Source organism: Candidatus Kryptonium thompsonii, from assembly GCF_001535985.1.
Lineage (GTDB): Bacteria > Bacteroidota > Ignavibacteria > Kryptoniales > Kryptoniaceae > Kryptonium > Kryptonium thompsonii.
Genome location: NZ_CZVS01000043.1, coordinates 1 through 18,576, shown reverse-complemented (window position 1 = coordinate 18,576; position 18,576 = coordinate 1). Strand labels below are relative to the sequence as shown.

Sequence of the window (18,576 nt, the reverse complement as noted above, 5' to 3'; positions counted from 1 at the left end):
GCTTTCAGCTCTTTCAAAAACTGTCTTTGGTTTCATTTCAGGATATTTTTACAGTGAAGCTAAAATTGAAGCAAATATAGGAACACTGCGTTTCTTTGGTATTGTGATTTTATGTTCGGCGGTTGATAACCTTGTATATTTTTTATTAGATATCCTTGGAAGTAATTTTGACGGTGTGGAAGTTTTAAGGTTAATAGTTGGTCGTTCAGTTTATACGGGTATTATGTCATTGATCCCTGTCTTCACACTTTCAAGAAAGAAGGGATTTGGCTATGAATGAAGCAGCGCGGGTAAAGTTTTTAAAAATATTCCTTTCGCTTGTTTTCCTTTTCTTTTTAGGTAAACTTTTTGAACTACAACTTTATCGAAGTCTTGAATATAAAAGGCAAGCTGAGAGTAACAGCATTAGAACTATTCAGCATGATCCAATCAGGGGGTTAATTTTTGATAGGAATGGTAAGATTATTGTTGACAATGTGCCATCTTATACTGTTACTTTGGTACCTTATGAATTTGAGATGAAAAACCTTGATGTTGTTGCAAAACTCTTAAATGTTGAACCACAGTATATAATGGATAAAATTTCATCAGCGCCGTCGCCATTTACACCAGTTAAAATTAGGCGCGACGCCCCACTTAGGGCAATTGCATATATTGAAGAGCATAAAAATGAGTTAAGAGGGATTGATTATTTGATCGAACATAAAAGAAATTATCGAGCTTCTGGACTTGCTTCCCATATGCTTGGGTATGTTAAGGAAATTACATCATCGCAGCTTACAATTTATCGAGGCTTATATAAGCCTGGGGATCAAATTGGTCAGTCTGGGCTTGAGAAAAGCTACGAGTCCATAATAAAAGGTGGGAAAGGATATCGCTTTATAATGGTCGATGCACTTGGCAGGTTTGTGGGTAGATATAACGATGGTCGAAATGATATACCGCCTTCCGAAGGTTCTGATTTAGTCTTGACGGTTGACATCGAATTGCAGTCATTTTTGGAACAATTGTTCCAAGATAAAACTGGTTCAGCTGTTGTAATTGATCCGCGCAATGGGGAGATTTTAGCTATGGTTAGTAAACCTAATTACGACCTTACTTTGTTAAGTGGTTATACTTCTAAACAAGTATGGGATTCGCTTAACTCTGACCCAAAGAAGCCTTTATTGAACAGAGCCATATCGGGGCTTTATTCGCCTGGTTCAACTTTTAAAATGATACTTGCGATAACCGCGCTTGAAACAGGTGCGGTTGACTCTAATTGGAAGGTTTATTGTCCTGGCTATTTTGTCTATGGCAACAAGGTATTTAAATGTCATACATCCCAAGGGCATGGTTGGGTGAATTTAGCGAAGGCGATTGAAGTTTCATGTAATGTTTATTTCTACAACCTGATGTTAAGAACTAATTTTGACGATTGGTCAAGATATGGAGCTCTTTTCGGCTTTGGGAAAAGGACGGGGATTGATTTGCCAGAGGAACTTGATGGGATTCTTCCATCAACTGAGTATTTCAACAGGGTTTATGGAGTTAATAAGTGGACAAAAGGTTATCTTATAAGTTTAGCAATCGGGCAAGGTGAAATAAGTGTAACACCGCTCCAAATGGCTGGATATGCGATGGCACTTGCCAATTCGGGTAAGTATTACCAACCGCATCTTGTTAAAGAGATTGTGGATAAAAAAGTGGGGAAGGTGCAAAGAGTTTCATATCGTGTCAGGGAAATTCCAGTATCACAGGAAACATTCGATATAGTTCGCAGGGCAATGTATATGGTTGTAAATGGTTCAGTTGGAACAGGTAGAGCAGCAAGGGTTGAGGGAGTAAATGTTGCTGGTAAGACTGGAACTGCGCAAAATCCGCATGGTAAGGATCACGCTTGGTTTATTGGATTTGCGCCTTATGAGAACCCTGAAATTGCATTTGCAATCATAGTTGAAAATGCTGGAACAGGTGGGTCAGTTGCTGCACCGATCGCAAGGGAAATAGTAAAGAAGTATTTAGAATTAAAAAATCAAAGAACAGAATTTAAGCTTGTAAGATGGCGTTAGTTAGAGGAATTGGAGACAAAATCGATTTTAAAATCGTGATTCCTTTAGTTGGCTTGTTGATCATGAGCGTATTATCAATTTACAGTGCAACGAAACTACCAGGGCAATTTTTTATCTTTGTAAAACATCTTCTTTGGATTCTGAGTGGTTTTATAATACTTGCTTTTTTCTATTTTTTGCCTGTGCAAAAATTGTTAAGGATATCCCCCTTCCTTTATTTTCTTTCGCTTTCACTTCTTGTGCTTGTCATCTTTATGGGTAAAAAAGTTTCAGGCTCAGCTTCATGGCTTCAAATCGGTAAGTTTCAGTTTCAACCATCTGAATTTGCAAAACTTGCAACTATTTTAATACTTGCTAATTTTTTGTCGAGGAAAAATGTCAGAAGTGATAGCCCTATCACATTAATAGTTGCTGGCATTTTAACTTTTATTCCGCTCTTTTTAACAATTTTACAACCCGATCTTGGAACAGCAGTTGTGTTTGGTGCTATTTTCTTGGGGATTATGTTTTGGTTTGAGATTCCCGTATTTTGGCTCTTGCTTTTAGTTGCTCCAATTTTTTTGATCGTTGCTTCGTTTTTTAGCCTTAAAGTTTTTATACTTGTTTCAATTTTAATCACTGTTTTATTTCTCCTGATGCGTAAGCCTTTTATTTTGACACTTATGATAATAGCGATGAATCTAATAATTGGTTTGGCAAGCGAACATATTTATCATAAGGTTTTGAAACCACATCAACAAAAAAGAATTTCAAGCTTTTTAAATCCACTAAGTGACCCGTTAGGGGCTGGTTATAATGTCATTCAATCAAAAATTGCGATCGGTTCGGGCGGTTTGGTTGGCAAGGGGTTTATGAAAGGGACGCAGACTCAGTTAAGGTTTATTCCAGCTCAGTGGACTGATTTTATCTTTTGCGTTCCAGCTGAAGAGTTTGGGTTTATAGGTTCAGTAATTATTCTCCTGCTTTATCTTATACTCTTGTGGCGTGTTATAAATCTTGCATCAACGATAAGGCAAAAATTTGCAAGCTTAGTTGCGATTGGAATTTTTTCCACATGGGCATTTCATATTGTGGTTAACATTGGGATGACGCTTGGACTTTTTCCTGTAATTGGGATATGGCTTCCATTTTTGAGCTATGGTGGCTCAGCGATGTGGATTAATATGGCTATGGTTGGTTTGTTGCTAAACTTCTATGCAAATAGAAGGGAGCTGAGTTGAAGTTTGATTTTTAGAACTTTAAAGGTTAAATTTTTCTGGCTAAATAAAATAAAAGGTTCTTTTTACCATGAACCTATTAAATGAATTTATCGTTCGCACCTTGCCATTAGTTCCTAAAAAAATTGTCAGACATTTTGCAAGCCGATACATAGCGGGGGAAAGACTTGAAGATGCACTTGCCCTTGTAAAGAAATTAAATGAGCAAAGAAAATTAGCTACAATCGATGTGCTTGGTGAAAACATCACCAGCAAAGATGAGGCAATCAAAGCCTTGAAAGCTTATAAGCTTGTGCTAAACAAGATTAAAGAAAATAATTTAAATTCAGACCTTTCTATCAAGCTTACACAATTGGGTTTAAAACTTGATTTTGATTTCTGTTATGCCAATGTTGAAGAACTCGTTAAACTTGCAAAGGAGTATAACAACATTGTTGAAATTGATATGGAAGATTCATCGACAACGGATGCAACAATTGAAATTTATAAAAAGCTGAAATCGAAATATGACAATGTTGGTGTGGCAATTCAAGCATATTTAAAAAGAAGTGAAAGCGACATAAAGGCTCTATTGCCGTTGAAGCCAAGGATAAGGTTGTGTAAAGGTATCTATATTGAGCCAGAAACAATTGCTTTTAAAAAGAGGGAATTGATCAACCATAACTTCAAGCACCTTTTAAATATTCTCTTCCAAAGCGAGGCATATATTTGTATTGCAACGCATGATGATGAATTAATAAATGAGGCATATCGCTTGATAAAAGAGTATAACCTGAAAGACGAGAGGTTTGAATTTCAAATGCTGCTTGGTGTGCGCCCTGAGCTTGGGAATAAAATTGTGTCAAATGGTTATAAATTAAGGATTTATGTTCCTTTTGGTGAGCATTGGTATGCTTATTCAATGAGGCGATTCAGGGAGAATCCGCAAATTGCTGGTTATGTTTTCAAGGCGATATTTACAAAAAATTCATTTTAAAAATTTTGGAGGTGGTAAAAGATGGCGGAAATCTTAAATCAAGTTGAATTAAAAGAGTTTGATGTTAAAAGTATAAAAGCACCACGTGGAAATGTCTTAACATGTAAAGGTTGGGCTCAGGAGGCAGCGTTAAGAATGCTTATGAATAACCTTGACCCCGAAGTTGCGGAGAAACCCGAGGAACTTATTGTTTACGGTGGGACAGGGAAAGCGGCGAGAAATTGGGAGTGTTTTCATGCGATTGTTAAAAGTTTAAAAGAGCTTGAAAATGATGAGACATTGTTGATTCAATCGGGGAAACCCGTCGCAATTTTCAAGACGCATGAATTTGCTCCACGTGTGTTAATTTCGAACGCAATGCTTGTCCCAGCTTGGGCAACTTGGGATGAGTTTAGAAGGCTTGAAGCTCTTGGTCTTACGATGTATGGGCAGATGACGGCTGGAAGTTGGATTTACATTGGAACTCAGGGCATTTTGCAAGGAACTTATGAGACATTTGCTGCTTGTGCTGATAAATATTTTGGTGGGACGCTCGCTGGAAGATTTTTGTTAACTTCTGGACTTGGCGGAATGGGTGGAGCACAACCTTTGGCTGCTACAATAAATGGGGCTGCTTTCCTTGGAGTTGAGGTCGATAGAAAAAGAATTGAGCGAAGACTTCAAACTGGATATCTTGACATGATGACGGATAACCTTGATGAAGCACTTGAAATTGTTCTCAAAGCGAAGGAGAAAAGGGAAGCAATTTCAGTCGGTCTTGTTGGAAACGCAGCTGATGTTTTACCTGAAATTTTGAGGCGTGGTATAATTCCTGACATCGTTACAGATCAAACTTCGGCTCATGATACTTTAAATGGTTATGTACCAAATGGAATTCCTTATGAGGAAGCGCTTGAGTTAAGAAAGAAAGATCCACAAAAATACATTCAAATGGCTAAACGTTCAATTGTTGAACATGTGAAAGCTATGCTTGAATTTAAGAGAAGAGGCGCTGTTGTTTTTGACTATGGAAATAATATTCGTGGCGAGGCTTATGCGAATGGAGTAAAAGATGCGTTTGAAATTCCTGGTTTTGTTCACGAGTTCATCCGACCTTTATTCTGTGAAGGTAGAGGACCATTTAGATGGGTAGCGTTAAGCGGTGATCCAGAAGACATTTATGCAACTGACGAAGCGGTGATTAAAACATTTCCAGAAAATAAGTCCCTTGTTAGATGGATTCAAAAAGCGAGGGCGCATGTCAAGTTTCAAGGTCTTCCAGCAAGAATTTGTTGGCTTGGATATGGTGAAAGAGCGAAAATGGGGAAAATTTTCAATGAGATGGTAAGAACTGGTGAGGTTAAAGCACCGATTGTGATCGGTCGTGACCATCTTGACACTGGTTCTGTTGCTTCTCCAAACCGTGAAACTGAAAAGATGAAGGACGGAAGTGATGCAATTGCAGATTGGCCAATTTTAAATGCTCTTTTAAATGCCGTTGCGGGCGCAAGCTGGGTGGCAGTTCATCATGGTGGCGGTGTTGGGATTGGTCTTTCGATTCATGCTGGTATGGTAGTTGTAGCTGATGGAACAAAAGAAATGGAGGTAAGATTAGAACGTGTTTTAACTACCGACCCAGGGCTTGGAATAGCTCGACATGCGGATGCGGGATATGAGAAGGCTATCGAAATGGCGAAGAAACACGGGATAAAAATACCGATGTTAAAGTGAAGATGGATTTTCTTTTTTCTTGATTTGTTCCCAAATTGCGTCCATCTCTTTGAGTGTTGCTGAGTAAATATCTTTGCCTTGAGATTTTAGCTCTCTTTCGATTGTTTGAAATCTGCGGGTAAATTTTTCAACTGCTTTATTTAAAGCACTTTCTGGATTAACTTTCAAAAATCTTGAATAGTTTACAATTGCAAAAAGTAGATCCCCAATTTCTTCTTCTATTTTATTTGAATCATTGCTTTCAATTGATTTTTTCAGCTCTGAAATTTCCTCTTCAACTTTTTTCCAAACATCATTTGGATTTTCCCAATCGAAGCCAACGCTTCCTGCTTTCTCTTGAACTCTATATGCTTTTATTAATGCTGGTAATGATTTCGGAATGCCCGAAATGATTGAATCTCGATTATTTTCTGCCTGTTTCAATTTTTCCCAGTTATGTTTTACCTCTTTGGAGTTATCAACCTTGACATCGCCAAAGACATGAGGATGCCTGTAAATTAATTTATCCCTAATTCCCTCGATAACTTCAGCGAGAGTAAATTTCCCGCTTTCCTCAGCCATTACGGAATGCATAATAACATGAAGAAGCAGATCACCAAGTTCTTTTTTTAACTCCTCAAAGTTTTCTTCATCTATCGCTTCAACTGTTTCATAAGCTTCCTCAATTAAGTTATGCCTTATTGATTTATGTGTTTGTTCTCTATCCCATGGGCATTCCTTTCTAAGCCTTCTAATTACTTCGACAAGCTCGCGGAACAGCTCATGAACTCGGTTCATTATTTATCTCCCTTTTTTCGTTTGATTTGCCATTCATAGCATTATATCTGTCGTAGGCTTCAATTATATCTTTAACAAGCCGATGTCTTACCACATCATTTTTATCAAGATATACGAAAGCAATTCCTTCAATTCCTTTTAAAATTTCTTGAATTTCAACAAGTCCTGATGTTGTTCTTGAAGGTAAATCTATCTGGGTTATATCGCCCGTTATTATTGCTTTTGAGTTTACTCCGAGACGTGTTAAAAACATTTTCATTTGTAAGCTTGTGGCATTTTGAGCTTCATCTAGAATGACAAAAGCATTGCTCAAGGTTCTTCCTCTCATATAGGCAAGTGGAATAATTTCAATGATTCTTTTATCAAAGTATGATTTCAGTTTATCGGATGGGAGCATATCATCGAGCGCATCATATAGAGGTTTAAGATAAGGTTCAATTTTTTCCCTCAGGTCCCCAGGCAAAAAGCCAAGATTTTCGCCAGCTTCAACCGCTGGTCTGCAAAGGACGATTTTATTAACCTCGTGATTTTTTAAACTTGCAACTGCCATTGCAACAGCAAGATATGTCTTACCTGTTCCTGCTGGTCCTATGACAAAAACAATGTCATTTTTCTTCACTTGACGATAGTATTCAAGCTGCCCTGGGGTTTTAGCTTTTATTGGTCCATTTTTTGTGAAAAGGATAGTTGAATCAAGTTCATCAACAGTATGTTTTTTTCTTCTGTGCGTTGATGTTAAATCATCGCTATCTAGTTTTACGAGATCAATTACAATGTTGACATCGTTTTCGGTAAGATGTCCGTTTTTATTGAGTATAAAAATAAGCTCTTTAAAAACCCTTTCAATTTTTTCAACTTCATCCTTTTCACCCTTAAGGATCAAGTTATCCCCACGGACAGTTATACCAGCATCAAATTTTTTTTCGATTATGTGAAGGTAGGTATCGTTATAGCCCAGGAGGGCAAGGGTATTAACGCCAGATAACTTAATTTTTCGCTCAACCATGATTTTTCAGTCTTCCTGCCTCCAACTTTGTTTTTGTTTCTCTAAAAATTAAATCGTGAAAAATTTAAAAATAGTTCCAAAAAGAAAAAACCCCTGATACTGCCTTTTGACAGCTCAGGGGTTCAAAGTTAATAATGAAAATCTCATCAAAGTTCTCACATCCCACCACCCGCTTGCTGTTTCTCCGCTTTCTTACGATAGTATGCGTTGGCTGCCCGTTTCTCTTCTTTTGTCAGCTCAGCTTTTGGCGGAATTTTTAAAACCCAGCCAGGATAAATCAAATCTGGATCCTTTATCTTATCCCTATTTGCCACATAAATCTTTGGCCATAGGAACGGGTTGTCATAAATCGTCGGTTTCTTCGCTATATTCCAGAGACAATCACGATCTTTCTTCCACGTTCCAACTGTATAGGTCGTTTCTTTCACTAGGGCTTCAGCGAGAACAACTTGTCCTTCTTTTGTTTTAACAAGAGCCCTAACGGTTGTGATTAAATTGTTAACTTGGGATTCAAATCCTAAAACTTTGTCATAAAATTCAGAAAGAGCAACTCTTTTATCTGATTTCAAGGCTTGGTAGTCATTATAAAGCTTTTCAACCTCTGCCCTTCTTTCATAGAGTTGTTCATTTGAAAGCCTTGATAATTCGTTTAATCTTCTTTCAAAGTCCGCAACCTTTTGTCTATATTCGTTTACACCTTCTGGTGTTGTACCAACAAGGGCATAGATTGCATCTTGTGTTTGCTTAATTTGAGCATCTTTTTCAGCTAATTGCCTTTTTAGATTGTTAACTTCGTTATTTAACGCATCGAGCTTAGCCCTCAACTCATCTCTTTTCGCTGTCCATGATGCCATCTCTTTCTGCCAATCTTCATATTTCATCTTAACTTTTTCCTGAGCAAAGCCGGTTATGACAAACACCAATGTGAGTAAGATTATTAATAACTTTTTCATTTCGCTCTCCAATTTTGTTTTATTGTTAAAACACTTCTTACTTTATCTGCTGAAGGCGTTGCTGAACCTTCTCTTTTTCAGCTTGAAGTTCCTTCAATTTTTGATCTTTCTGTGCGATCTCGTTTTGCAACGCTGCTTTTTCTTGCTCTTTAGCTTTGATTTCCTTTTCGAGTTGTTCTGTTTCAGCTTTCAAGTTATTCAACTGTTGGATCTCTTCATCTTTCGCATACTTTGTGCAACCGGCAGAAAAAATAGCAAATAAAAATATCAACAAAATTGATGCAAACTTTTTCATCATTGAACTCTCCATATTTTTATTTTTGAATTCAACCTAAATATAATAAAAACTTGAATGTTTGTCAAGTAATTTGGGGTTACTTTTGATGCCCGAAGGTAAAGGCGAGGCTTCCCGAATTTTGAAATTTAACGGTTTAATCTTATTTTGAAATCGTTAAACAAATCTAACTTTAAGTATGTTTACTGGAATAGTTGAAGAGGTTGGAAAAATTGATAATATCATTCAGCGAGGAAAGGCAAGAATTTTCACTGTGAGATCAAAAAAGTTAATCAAAGAGATAAAAATCGGAGACAGCATTGCAATAAATGGAGTTTGCTTAACGGTTTTTGAAAGGCAAACCGATCGTTTTAAAGTTGAAGCCGTAGAAGAGACGATAAAGAAAACGAATCTTGGGGATTTAAAAACTGGGGATTTGGTAAATTTGGAACTTTCACTTAAACTTGAGGAACGGCTTGGTGGACATATCGTCCTTGGTCATGTTGATACAACTGGAACAATTAAAAGCATAAAGAAATTGAAAAATAGTTGGATTTTTGAAATAGAGTTTCCCGAAAAATTTGGGAGATATATCATATCGGAAGGTTCAATTGCTGTTGATGGGATAAGTTTAACGGTTGCGGAACTTGATGCAAACAGGTTTAAAGTTTCTATAATCCCATTTACATGGGAGAATACGAATCTTAAATTCAGGAAGGTCGGAGACAGGGTGAATCTTGAATTTGACTTCTTCGGCAAGTATGTTGAAAGATTTCTCAAGACAATGGAGGTAAAATTATGGCGAGAAGGATAAAATATTGGATAGAGGATAATGGGGAAAATTTTTTGAGTGATGAGGAGTGGAATGAGATGATGAGATTGCAGAAATGGTATAACTCAGAATTTATCTGGACTGCAGGGAAGATAAATTTCAAAAGATTTGCGGTTTTCCCAAATTGGGAAAATGTTGAGCTTATGATGTGGGCTGGAGAGAAGGAACCAGTTAAAAATATAATAGCAAAAAAATTTGAAACGCTTTTATCATCTGGGATGAGCGAGGTTGAGGCGCTTGAGAAACTTGAGAGAGAGGGTTTAATTGTGCTTAAACGAGGGGGGTATATTGATAATTCGATAGCAAGTGGTATAACACGAATCGGTGGGAATGAGTTTAACGCTTATCTTTTGTGTGAATTTCTCCTTAAGGCTTCGCTTATCGCAACCGGGGCTGAAATATGTGTTTATGATGAAGGGGAGTTTATAAAAAGTGGATTCATTAAAATAAAGGCAGGTGAAGTTTATGTTTATAAAACTGAAAGAACTTCCGATGAAAAATGGGGTGAGATGAGGAGACATAAAAAAGTTTTCTCAATAGTTAATCCAACTAAATATGCGAATTATCCGAGATTGAAAAATGTCATACCGAATTACAACTCACTTAACAAGAAGGATAAACTTGAAATACTGCATGATTGGAATTGGCTTGGCTACGGAAACCCCTATGATTTTGATGGGGATGATTTCACGGGTTTTGATTTAAACAAAAAGGCAAAAGCAATCATATTTTTAAAAGAAAATTATAGGTGGAAGCAATGAGAAAAATCCTGATCTTCTTGTTCATTTTTAATTTTGTTTACGCCCATGACTATTGGCTTCGTCCACAAAAGTTTGTTTTGTCAAAAGGCGATACATTGATTGTACATCTTTATGTTGGCGATAAACTTAAGGCTGAGGTTGAGCGAGAACTTCAGAGGGAAATGACCGAAAAATTTGAATTAGTGAAAAACGATGGTATTGTTGACTTATTGTCACAAGTCAAAGATAAATCAGTTCCGGTTCTGAAAAAGGAAGTTGATTTTGATGGTCTCGGCTTGATCGCTATGGAAAGAGGATGGGCTTATATTGAGTTGAAGCCTAAAGAATTTAATGAGTATTTAAAGCATGAAGGGATAACAGATATCAAGGTAAAGTTAGAAGGCGGAGTTCAAAAAGAGAGATACCGTAGGTATATAAAATCGCTTGTTTTGTCAGGGGATAAGATTGAAGGGGAGATTTATAAAAAGGTCATCGGGCAACGGCTTGAGATAGTGCTTTTGAAAAATCCATACCTTCTTAAAGTTGGGGATGAACTTGAAGTTCAAGTTTTATTTGAAGGTAAACCGCTTGCGAATAAGATTGTGACACTCTACGGTGCGGGTCAAAATGATGTTTTTGAGCAAAAGGCGAAAACAAACAAAAATGGAATAGCAAAGTTTAAAGTTAAAAATTCAGGATTTCAACTTGTTCGTCTTGTACATCTGCGGAGATGCGAGAATTGTGACAATGTAAACTGGGAGAGTTTTTGGGGATCGTTTAGCTTTGAGATCCCGCAGAGATAATTATTTAACTTTTATCTTTTTTGCTGGTTCTGTTTTTGGTTTTTCTTCGAGAAGTTTGTCAGCGATCGCAATCCCAGCGTCTATCACCGATCTTATCGTAAGTAAGATTTCTTTATTTACTTGAATGAAATGTTTCTTTGCTTCATCTAGCTCCGGTGGAAGAGATTTGAAAAGCGCTTGGAAATCCGGCAATGGAATGTAGTATTTCGGCATTTGTTTTTCTTTTTCTACTGGCATGGCTTAATCCTGTTTTGTTTTTTCAAATTCGATTGTTAAAACTCCGTCATTTAACTTCGCTTCTTTAATTTTTGATGTAACAAGTGTATAGGGTAAAAATATGTTTCTCCTAAAGCTCGGCAATTCAATTATCAACTCGTCATTTTTAATCCAAATGTTTACTTCTTTTTTTGTGAAAATTGGCATCTTTAACTTCAGAAAATATCTGCCATTTCTTTCTTCGATTTGCATTGGTTTTTCGTAATAATAAATTTTGGTCGGGTCTTCATCTTTAAAAAGGTTTTGTGCAAATTTTAAAAGTTTGTTTAAACCGGTGATCTCATCATCGTGCAAAAATGAGATCTTAATTGGAATTGGGTCGAACGCTTCTCTTACGGTGTCGATATGTTTTGCCTGTGTAAATTTCCATTTTTTAAAATATCTATCGCTAATTTCATCTGGAAAAACTTTGTTAACTATTACAAGGTCAACTGGAAACTCGAAAAGGTTAAGATAGGTGTATGCTCTTTGTGATTCTTTTATAACCATTTTTTCGGCGTTGACAACAAGGCGCACAGACGATATTTTAGGGTTCGTTAAAGTTTTCTTCGTGTATTCAATTTTTTTATAGAGTTCTTCTACTTGTGCGTAAACATCGTCGGATGGGAGTGGGAATTTGACAACTTTTTCAGCCACGGGTTTTATTGTCTTCACGAGTTTTCTTTCAAGTGGGAAAAATTTTTCCATATACCAACTTACTATATCAGGGAAACTTAACATTCTAATTGTGTTCGCTGTTGGGGCGCAATCGGCGATTATAACATCATAACTTTCCTTCTCGTAGTATTCGTTTATTTTAAGCAGGCTGAAAAGCTCTTCAAGTCCAGGGAATATAGCAAATTCTTCGGCTATGAATTTATCAAATCCTTGGTATGACAGAAACTTTACAATAAAGCCTTGAATCTTATCCCAATTAATCCGCAATTCTTCGGTCACATCAATTTCTTGAGCCCAGAGTCGGTCAGTTACTTTAACTGGGTTTTTGCCAATTTTTTTACCAATTGAATCACTTAAACTATGAGCGGGGTCGGTGCTGAGCACAATGGTTTTATAGCCAAGCTCGGCGCATAATACTCCTGTTGCAGCTGATACAGTAGTTTTGCCAACGCCACCTTTTCCCGTGTAGATTATGATACGCATTGAGGATGCGATTTTTAATTTCTCAGTTTAAAATTAATTCCTGAGCTAGTTAAAATCAAGTTAGTGTGAAAAATTGATTTTTTGAATTTAAAAGGTTAAATTTTGACTTAGAAATTTTGAAAGTTAGAGGATTTTACCGTTTGAATTTTTTCAAAAAAAGCAAAAGCATCGATAAAGTGGGCGACGCCGTTTCCTCATCGAAAACAGAGGTTAAAGGCTATCGCGACAGAAAGATTCAAGAGGAGTTAAAATCAAGAGGTGAGATTCCCAAGCACATTGCAATAATAATGGATGGAAATGGACGATGGGCTAAAAAAAGAGGATTACCAAGGGTTGCTGGACACAGAGAAGGGATTAAATCAGTTAGAGATGTTGTTGAAGCATGTGCACAACTCGGGGTAAAATACTTAACTTTGTTTGCTTTTTCAACTGAGAACTGGAAAAGACCTAAATATGAAGTTGATACTTTGATGAAGCTTCTTATTAAAGTTTTGCGAACAGAGGTGGATAAACTTCAGAAAAACGATATAAAGCTTATGGCAATTGGTGATATTGAGAGTTTACCTGTTGAGGTTCAAAGAGAACTCAAAAGGGAATTGAGAAGAAGAGGAATAATAAGCGGATGGTTTTAAATCTCGCCATAAGTTACAGTGGCAGATGGGAAATTATTGAAGCGGTTAAGAGTATAGCGAGGGATGTCAAAAATGGTAAGGTTAAGGTTGATGAGATCGATGATAAACTTTTTTCAAATTATTTGAAGACCGCAGGGATGCCCGAACCAGATTTGCTTATACGAACGAGTGGTGAGTACAGAATAAGCAACTTCTTGCTGTGGCAGATTGCTTATACCGAACTTTATATTTGTGATTGCCTTTGGCCTGATTTCAGAAGGAAGCATCTATATGAGGCGATAAAAGATTATCAAAGGAGAGAAAGAAGATTTGGGATGACGAGCGAGCAAATAAAAAAGAAAAGTTTTAATGGTAATGCGTAGATTTTTAAGTTACATTTTTTTAATTCTATTTTTGGTTTCGAATTTGTTTGCTCAGCAACAAGAGGTTTATAAAATTCTTGGAATTTCGGTTGAAGGTAATACAGTTGTTCAGCCTTCCGCTATAATTGCCAACTCAGGATTAAAAGTTGGCGATGAAATTAGTTTTACGAGGGTTGGAAATATCTTAATATCTGGTGATAAGATCAGAAATGCCATCAAGCAACTCTGGGCTTTAAGGGTTTTTAAAAAGGTCAGCATTGAAATTGAAAATCAAGTTGGTGACGGGGTTTATCTTCTGATTCGAGTTGAGGAATATCCACGCCTTGATGATGTAATAGTTGAAGGGGCTAAGGCAATTTCTGTAAAGGATATTAAAAATAAAATTAACCTTGTTCGTGGGCAAGTAATTGCTGAAAATAGATTAACTTCAATTGCAAACGACATAAGGAAAGCATATGAAGAAAAGGGATATTTTTTGGTTGATGTGAAATTTGACATTATTCCAACAAAAGAAGGGAGGGCAAATTTAAAGGTTAGCATAAATGAGGGGAAGAAAATCTCAATCAAAAAAATTATCTTTGAGGGGAATGTAAAAGTTAAAGATGGCGATTTAAAAGGTGAAATGAAAGATACGAAAGAGAAAAAATGGTGGATGTTCTGGCGGACTGCGAAGTTTGATAGAAAAAAATATGAGGAGGATAAGAAAAAAATAATTGAATATTACCGCAAGAAAGGTTTCAAAGATGCAACCATACTTGATGATTCTGTGTATGTGGATGAGAAGAGAGAAAATCTTTTTATCAAGATAAAGTTGTTTGAAGGACCACAGTATAAAATTCGAAATATCACGTGGGAAGGCAATACGATTTTTGATGATAAAATTTTAAGCGACCGACTTGGTTTTAAAAGTGGTGAAGTTTACAATCGTGAGAAGTTTGAGAGGAATTTGTATGGTAATGAACAACAAACAGATGTTGCTTCGCTTTATCTTGATAATGGATATTTGACAATGAGCATGCAACCTGAGGAAGTTAGAGTGGCTGAGGATACTTTGGATATTGTGATTCATGTTTTTGAAGGTAAACAGTTTAGAATAAGAAGAGTTGACATCAAAGGGAATACTAAAACGAAAGATAAGGTAATAAGGCGTGAACTTTACACTGTCCCAGGGAAATATTTCAGCAGGAGCGATATCGTAAGAAGTATAAGAAATCTTGCCGTTTTGAACTATTTTAATCCTGAAAAGCTCAAACCTGATTACAGGATGGTAAGTGATTCAACTGTGGATTTAACTTATGAAGTTGAGGAGAAATCAAGCGATACTTTTAACGCTTCAGTAGGATACAGCAGTTTTGGGTTGATTGGAAGCATTGGTGTGACATTTAACAACTTTTCAATCACCGAGCCGTGGCGTGGTGGGGATGGACAAATGCTTAATTTTGAGTGGGTTTTTGGAAGGTATGATTACAGGACTTTTAGTTTAGGTTTTAGAGAACCGTGGTTTAGAGATACTCCAACATCGGTTGGTTTTAACATTGTTGATACTAGATATGCTTTTGGATATGAGTTAAGGCAAACGGGTGGTTCTTTTAGTTTAGGTAAGCGGTTGAGATGGCCGGATGATTATTTCAGGATTGATTATATTTTTGGGTTTCAAATTTATGATGTTTCGGGAACAAGTGGGTATTACAGCGAAGGGAAGTGGACTCAATTTAGCTTGACACAGATTATATCAAGAAATAGCGTGGACAATCCGATTTTCCCAAGTATTGGTTCAAATGTTTCACTTTCGACTGAGATATCTGGTGGACCTATTTTCCCTGGGACTACGGATTACTTTAAGATTTATTTAAACTCTGAATGGTTCGCTAGGATTTTTAATTGGGAGAAGTTGGTTTGGTATAATTCATTTGATTGGGGTTATGTTGATGGTTTTCGTCGTGATTCGTTTATTCCACCGATTGAGTTGTTTTCGATGGGTGGCACAGGGCTTGGTTATATTGCGGTAACCCCACTCCGTGGTTATGAAGATATGTCGATCGCAGTTACATCGAACCGTGTCCCGCAAGGAAGAGTTTTAATGAAATATACCACTGAGCTTCGTTTTGGTTTAACTATGAATCCAATGCCGATATATTTACTGATATTTGCTGAGGCTGGTAATGCGTGGGCAAAGACGAGGCAGGTTGATTTGTTTAGTTTAAAACGTTCTGCTGGTTTTGGCGTGCGCCTTTATATGCAACCAATCGGTTTAATTGGATTTGATTACGGATATGGGTTTGATGATGTTGAACCCAAAGATGGGAAACCCGATGGATGGCGTTTTCATTTTCAGTTTGGCAGAGGTTTCTAAACTTAAAACAAAAAATGGAGAATCCTGATGAAGAAAAATATTCTTTTACTTTTATTCACATTACTTTTTGTCACATCGCTTTATTCACAACAAGCAGCGATAAGAATTGGTTATGTTGATTCGCAAGTAATTTTGCAGCAATTGCCGGAAGCTCAAAAAATTCAAAAAGAACTTGATAACCTTTTGCAGAAGTATCAAAGTGAATATGATCAAATGGTTAAGACATATCAAAGTAAAATTGAAGAATATCAAAAGAAAGAGGCGATGCTAAATCCCCAGGCTAAGGAACAAATGCAAAGAGAAATCGCCGAGCTTGAGCAGAAAATTTTCGAGTACAGAAATCAAAAACTTGGTCCACAGGGTGAATTTGAACAAGAGAGGGAGAAAAGATTGAAGCCATTAAGAGACAAAATTATTGATGCAATTCAAGATGTTGCTCAAGAAGAAAAATTAAACTTCGTTTTTGACAAAGCTGGGGATGTAATTTTACTTTATGCAGATAAACAGTTCGACATTACATTTAAAGTTCTTGATAAATTAACAAGGGGAGCAAAATCTAAATGAAATTACTTCCGAAGGTTTTGATCTTATCTTTAGTTTGTGTTGGGTTTTTGTTTCCCCAGTTAAAGATCGGCTATGTTGATTCCGAGACGATAATGAGGCAACTTCCCGAGGCGCAGGAAGCACAACGAAGGGTTGATGAACTAATTAAGCAGTGGCAAGGAGAACTTCAAAAGATGAGAGATGAGTGGAAAACAAAATATGATGAATATGAAAAGAGAAAGCTTATTCTGACTGATGAAGCAAGAGCACAGATGGAAAAGGAATTGACAGAACTTGATAGAAAGATTGCTGATTTCCAAATGCAAAAGTTCGGTCCGGATGGAGAACTTTATCGTAAGCAAGCTGAAATTGTTAAACCAATTCAGGATAAAATTTTTAACGCGATAAAAGAGGTAGCACTTGAAGAAGGGTATGATTTCGTGTTTGATAAAAGTGGGGAGATCTTATTGCTTTATGCGAATGAAAAATATGATTTAACTCAGAAGGTATTAAACAAACTTTTACAAGTAAAGTGATTTAGCTTTATGAAGTTATCAGAGATTGCAAAAATTCTTGGAGGTGAGTTAGTTGGAGATGGTGATGTGGAGGTGGAGAAAGTTTCGGAGATACAGAATGCATCCAAAGGTGATATAACATTTATCGCGAATCCAAAATATGAAAAGTTTTTTGAAACTACGGAAGCTTCGGCTGTAATAGTTGGGAAAAACTTCAGTAGGAGAAGAGAAGATGTTTCATTGATTATGGTTGATGAGCCTTATTATGCTTTTGTTAAAGTTTTAAAGTTGTTAAATCCACCGGTTGAACTTTTACCCAAGGGTATTCATCCGACAGCAGTTATCGCAGGAAGCGCCGTTCTCGGCAGGGATGTTCGCATTGGTGCAAATGTCGTTGTCGGAGAAAGAGCAAAAATAGGTGATAACACTGTGATAATGCCTGGAGTTGTAATTGGCGACGATGTTGAGATAGGGAATGATGTTCTGATTTATCCAAATGTGACGATTTATCATAGATGTAAAATTGGGAATAGAGTTATAATTCACTCTGGAACTGTGGTGGGTAGCGATGGATTTGGTTTTGTCCCGAGGCCAGATGGAACATATGAGAAAATTCCTCAAGTTGGAATAGTTGTAATTGAAGACGATGTTGAAATTGGGTCAAATTGTTCGATTGACAGAGCGACCCTTGGTGAAACTGTGATAAAGCGTGGCGCAAAGCTTGATAACTTAATTCAAATAGCTCATAATGTTGTAATTGGTGAAAACACAGTTATAGCAGCTCAAACGGGGATTGCTGGGAGCACTAAGATTGGGAAAAATTGTGTGCTTGCTGGTCAAGTTGGGATAGTTGGTCATATTGAGATTGCCGATAGAACGACGATAGCAGCGCAATCCGGGGTATCAAAGTCAATCACAGAGCCAGGAAAAGTTTATTTCGGTTATCCGGCGCGGGAACATTCGGTTGCTTTGAGAATAGAGGGAGCGATAAGACAGCTTCCAGAGTTGATAAAAGAGTTTCGCGAACTTAAAGAAAAATTTGAAAAGATCATTTCAAAAGGTTAATTTTTTAAACTTAATTTAGGAATTTGTGTTAAACAAAAAACTTAGGTTGGGAGGTTAAAGTTATGTTAGTGCAACAGCAGACGATAAAAAAGCCAGTATCTTTATCAGGCGTTGGTTTACACACCGGAAAGTATTGTACAATAACCTTTAAGCCAGCTCCGCCAAATTACGGCATAAGATTTAAAAGGATAGATCTTGGTGGGGCTCCTGAAATCCCAGCGCTTATTGAATATGTTGTTGATGTAAGCCGTGGGACGACGCTTGGGATTGGAGATGTTAAGGTTTATACGGTTGAGCATGTTCTTGCGGCAATCGCCGGGCTTCAAATTGATAATATTTTAATTGAACTTG

The 18,576-nt window shown here is 36.9% G+C and carries 19 protein-coding genes and 1 pseudogene; 14 read left to right on the top strand and 6 right to left on the bottom strand.

The genetic code is table 11. From position 1 onward, the window contains the following. The 5 genes from AWW78_RS10565 to hutU all read left to right on the top strand — a co-directional run. On the top strand, window positions 1-280 hold a 280-nt coding region (locus AWW78_RS10565), incomplete at its 5' end, for a hypothetical protein (protein ID WP_047134701.1). Continuing rightward, window positions 273-2,051 (top strand): penicillin-binding protein 2, encoded by a 1,779-nt coding sequence (mrdA, locus tag AWW78_RS06840; protein ID WP_047134700.1) that lies wholly within the window; start codon window positions 273-275, stop codon window positions 2,049-2,051. The genes AWW78_RS10565 and mrdA, both read left to right, overlap by 8 nt. Then, window positions 2,042-3,271 carry a rod shape-determining protein RodA gene (rodA, locus tag AWW78_RS06835; RefSeq protein ID WP_047134699.1) on the top strand — a complete coding sequence of 410 codons (1,230 nt, stop codon included), beginning with the start codon at window positions 2,042-2,044 and terminating at the stop codon, window positions 3,269-3,271. The genes mrdA and rodA overlap by 10 nt, the downstream gene beginning before the upstream one ends. A gap of 67 nt (window positions 3,272-3,338) precedes the next feature. After that, window positions 3,339-4,244: a proline dehydrogenase family protein gene (locus AWW78_RS06830; protein ID WP_047134698.1), complete on the top strand. Its 906-nt coding sequence runs from the start codon at window positions 3,339-3,341 to the stop codon at window positions 4,242-4,244. 21 nt (window positions 4,245-4,265) lie between these two features. Beyond that, a complete protein-coding gene (hutU, locus tag AWW78_RS06825; RefSeq protein WP_047134697.1) occupies window positions 4,266-5,954 on the top strand; it encodes a urocanate hydratase in 1,689 nt (562 codons plus the stop codon). Here the strand turns inward: hutU and mazG are convergent. From mazG to AWW78_RS06805, 4 genes are all read right to left on the bottom strand, one after another. After that, window positions 5,946-6,731 (bottom strand): nucleoside triphosphate pyrophosphohydrolase, encoded by a 786-nt coding sequence (mazG, locus tag AWW78_RS06820; protein ID WP_047134696.1) that lies wholly within the window; start codon window positions 6,729-6,731, stop codon window positions 5,946-5,948. The genes hutU and mazG overlap by 9 nt on opposite strands. Further along, the gene (locus tag AWW78_RS06815; RefSeq protein WP_047134695.1) at window positions 6,715-7,737 is read right to left on the bottom strand and encodes a PhoH family protein; all 1,023 of its coding nucleotides are present in this window, start codon (window positions 7,735-7,737) and stop codon (window positions 6,715-6,717) included. Before AWW78_RS06815 ends, mazG begins: the two co-directional genes overlap by 17 nt. A 155-nt stretch (window positions 7,738-7,892) precedes the next feature. Next, window positions 7,893-8,690: a LysM peptidoglycan-binding domain-containing protein gene (locus tag AWW78_RS06810; protein WP_075426175.1), complete on the bottom strand. Its 798-nt coding sequence runs from the start codon at window positions 8,688-8,690 to the stop codon at window positions 7,893-7,895. Window positions 8,691-8,727: 37 nt separating this feature from the next. Next, complete coding sequence (locus tag AWW78_RS06805) at window positions 8,728-8,988, bottom strand: hypothetical protein (protein ID WP_047134694.1); 261 nt, start codon at window positions 8,986-8,988, stop codon at window positions 8,728-8,730. 175 nt (window positions 8,989-9,163) lie between these two features. Here AWW78_RS06805 and AWW78_RS06800 point away from each other — a divergent pair, with 175 nt between their 5' ends. The 3 genes from AWW78_RS06800 to AWW78_RS06790 are packed head-to-tail and all read left to right on the top strand — an operon-like array spanning window position 9,164 to window position 11,339. Beyond that, window positions 9,164-9,778, top strand: a complete 615-nt coding sequence (locus AWW78_RS06800; protein WP_047134693.1) for a riboflavin synthase — start codon at window positions 9,164-9,166, stop codon at window positions 9,776-9,778. Then, window positions 9,763-10,557, top strand: coding sequence for a hypothetical protein (locus tag AWW78_RS06795; RefSeq protein ID WP_047134692.1), 795 nt, complete (start codon window positions 9,763-9,765; stop codon window positions 10,555-10,557). The genes AWW78_RS06800 and AWW78_RS06795 overlap by 16 nt, the downstream gene beginning before the upstream one ends. Continuing rightward, window positions 10,554-11,339 (top strand): DUF4198 domain-containing protein, encoded by a 786-nt coding sequence (locus tag AWW78_RS06790; RefSeq protein WP_047134691.1) that lies wholly within the window; start codon window positions 10,554-10,556, stop codon window positions 11,337-11,339. The genes AWW78_RS06795 and AWW78_RS06790 overlap by 4 nt, the downstream gene beginning before the upstream one ends. Here the strand turns inward: AWW78_RS06790 and AWW78_RS06785 are convergent, their stop codons facing one another. Both AWW78_RS06785 and AWW78_RS06780 read right to left on the bottom strand, forming a co-directional pair. Then, a complete protein-coding gene (locus AWW78_RS06785) occupies window positions 11,340-11,576 on the bottom strand; it encodes a hypothetical protein (protein ID WP_047134690.1) in 237 nt (78 codons plus the stop codon). A gap of 3 nt (window positions 11,577-11,579) precedes the next feature. Further along, on the bottom strand, window positions 11,580-12,755 hold the full coding sequence (locus AWW78_RS06780) for an ArsA family ATPase (RefSeq protein ID WP_047134689.1): 1,176 nt from the start codon (window positions 12,753-12,755) through the stop codon (window positions 11,580-11,582). Window positions 12,756-13,042: 287 nt separating this feature from the next. Between AWW78_RS06780 and AWW78_RS06775 the strand changes: the two are divergent. From AWW78_RS06775 to AWW78_RS06750, 6 genes and pseudogenes are all read left to right on the top strand, one after another. Further along, window positions 13,043-13,749 (top strand): annotated as a pseudogene (locus tag AWW78_RS06775) (isoprenyl transferase). Further along, window positions 13,736-16,102 carry an outer membrane protein assembly factor BamA gene (bamA, locus tag AWW78_RS06770; protein WP_047134688.1) on the top strand — a complete coding sequence of 789 codons (2,367 nt, stop codon included), beginning with the start codon at window positions 13,736-13,738 and terminating at the stop codon, window positions 16,100-16,102. Before AWW78_RS06775 ends, bamA begins: the two are co-directional and overlap by 14 nt. A gap of 27 nt (window positions 16,103-16,129) precedes the next feature. Beyond that, window positions 16,130-16,666 (top strand): OmpH/Skp family outer membrane protein, encoded by a 537-nt coding sequence (locus tag AWW78_RS06765; RefSeq protein WP_047134687.1) that lies wholly within the window; start codon window positions 16,130-16,132, stop codon window positions 16,664-16,666. Then, a complete protein-coding gene (locus tag AWW78_RS06760) occupies window positions 16,663-17,181 on the top strand; it encodes an OmpH/Skp family outer membrane protein (protein WP_047134686.1) in 519 nt (172 codons plus the stop codon). Before AWW78_RS06765 ends, AWW78_RS06760 begins: the two co-directional genes overlap by 4 nt. Before the next feature lie 9 nt (window positions 17,182-17,190). Further along, a complete protein-coding gene (gene lpxD, locus AWW78_RS06755) occupies window positions 17,191-18,225 on the top strand; it encodes a UDP-3-O-(3-hydroxymyristoyl)glucosamine N-acyltransferase (RefSeq protein WP_047134685.1) in 1,035 nt (344 codons plus the stop codon). Window positions 18,226-18,287: 62 nt separating this feature from the next. Then, a partial coding sequence (locus tag AWW78_RS06750; protein WP_047134684.1) for a UDP-3-O-acyl-N-acetylglucosamine deacetylase occupies window positions 18,288-18,576 on the top strand: 289 nt, incomplete at its 3' end.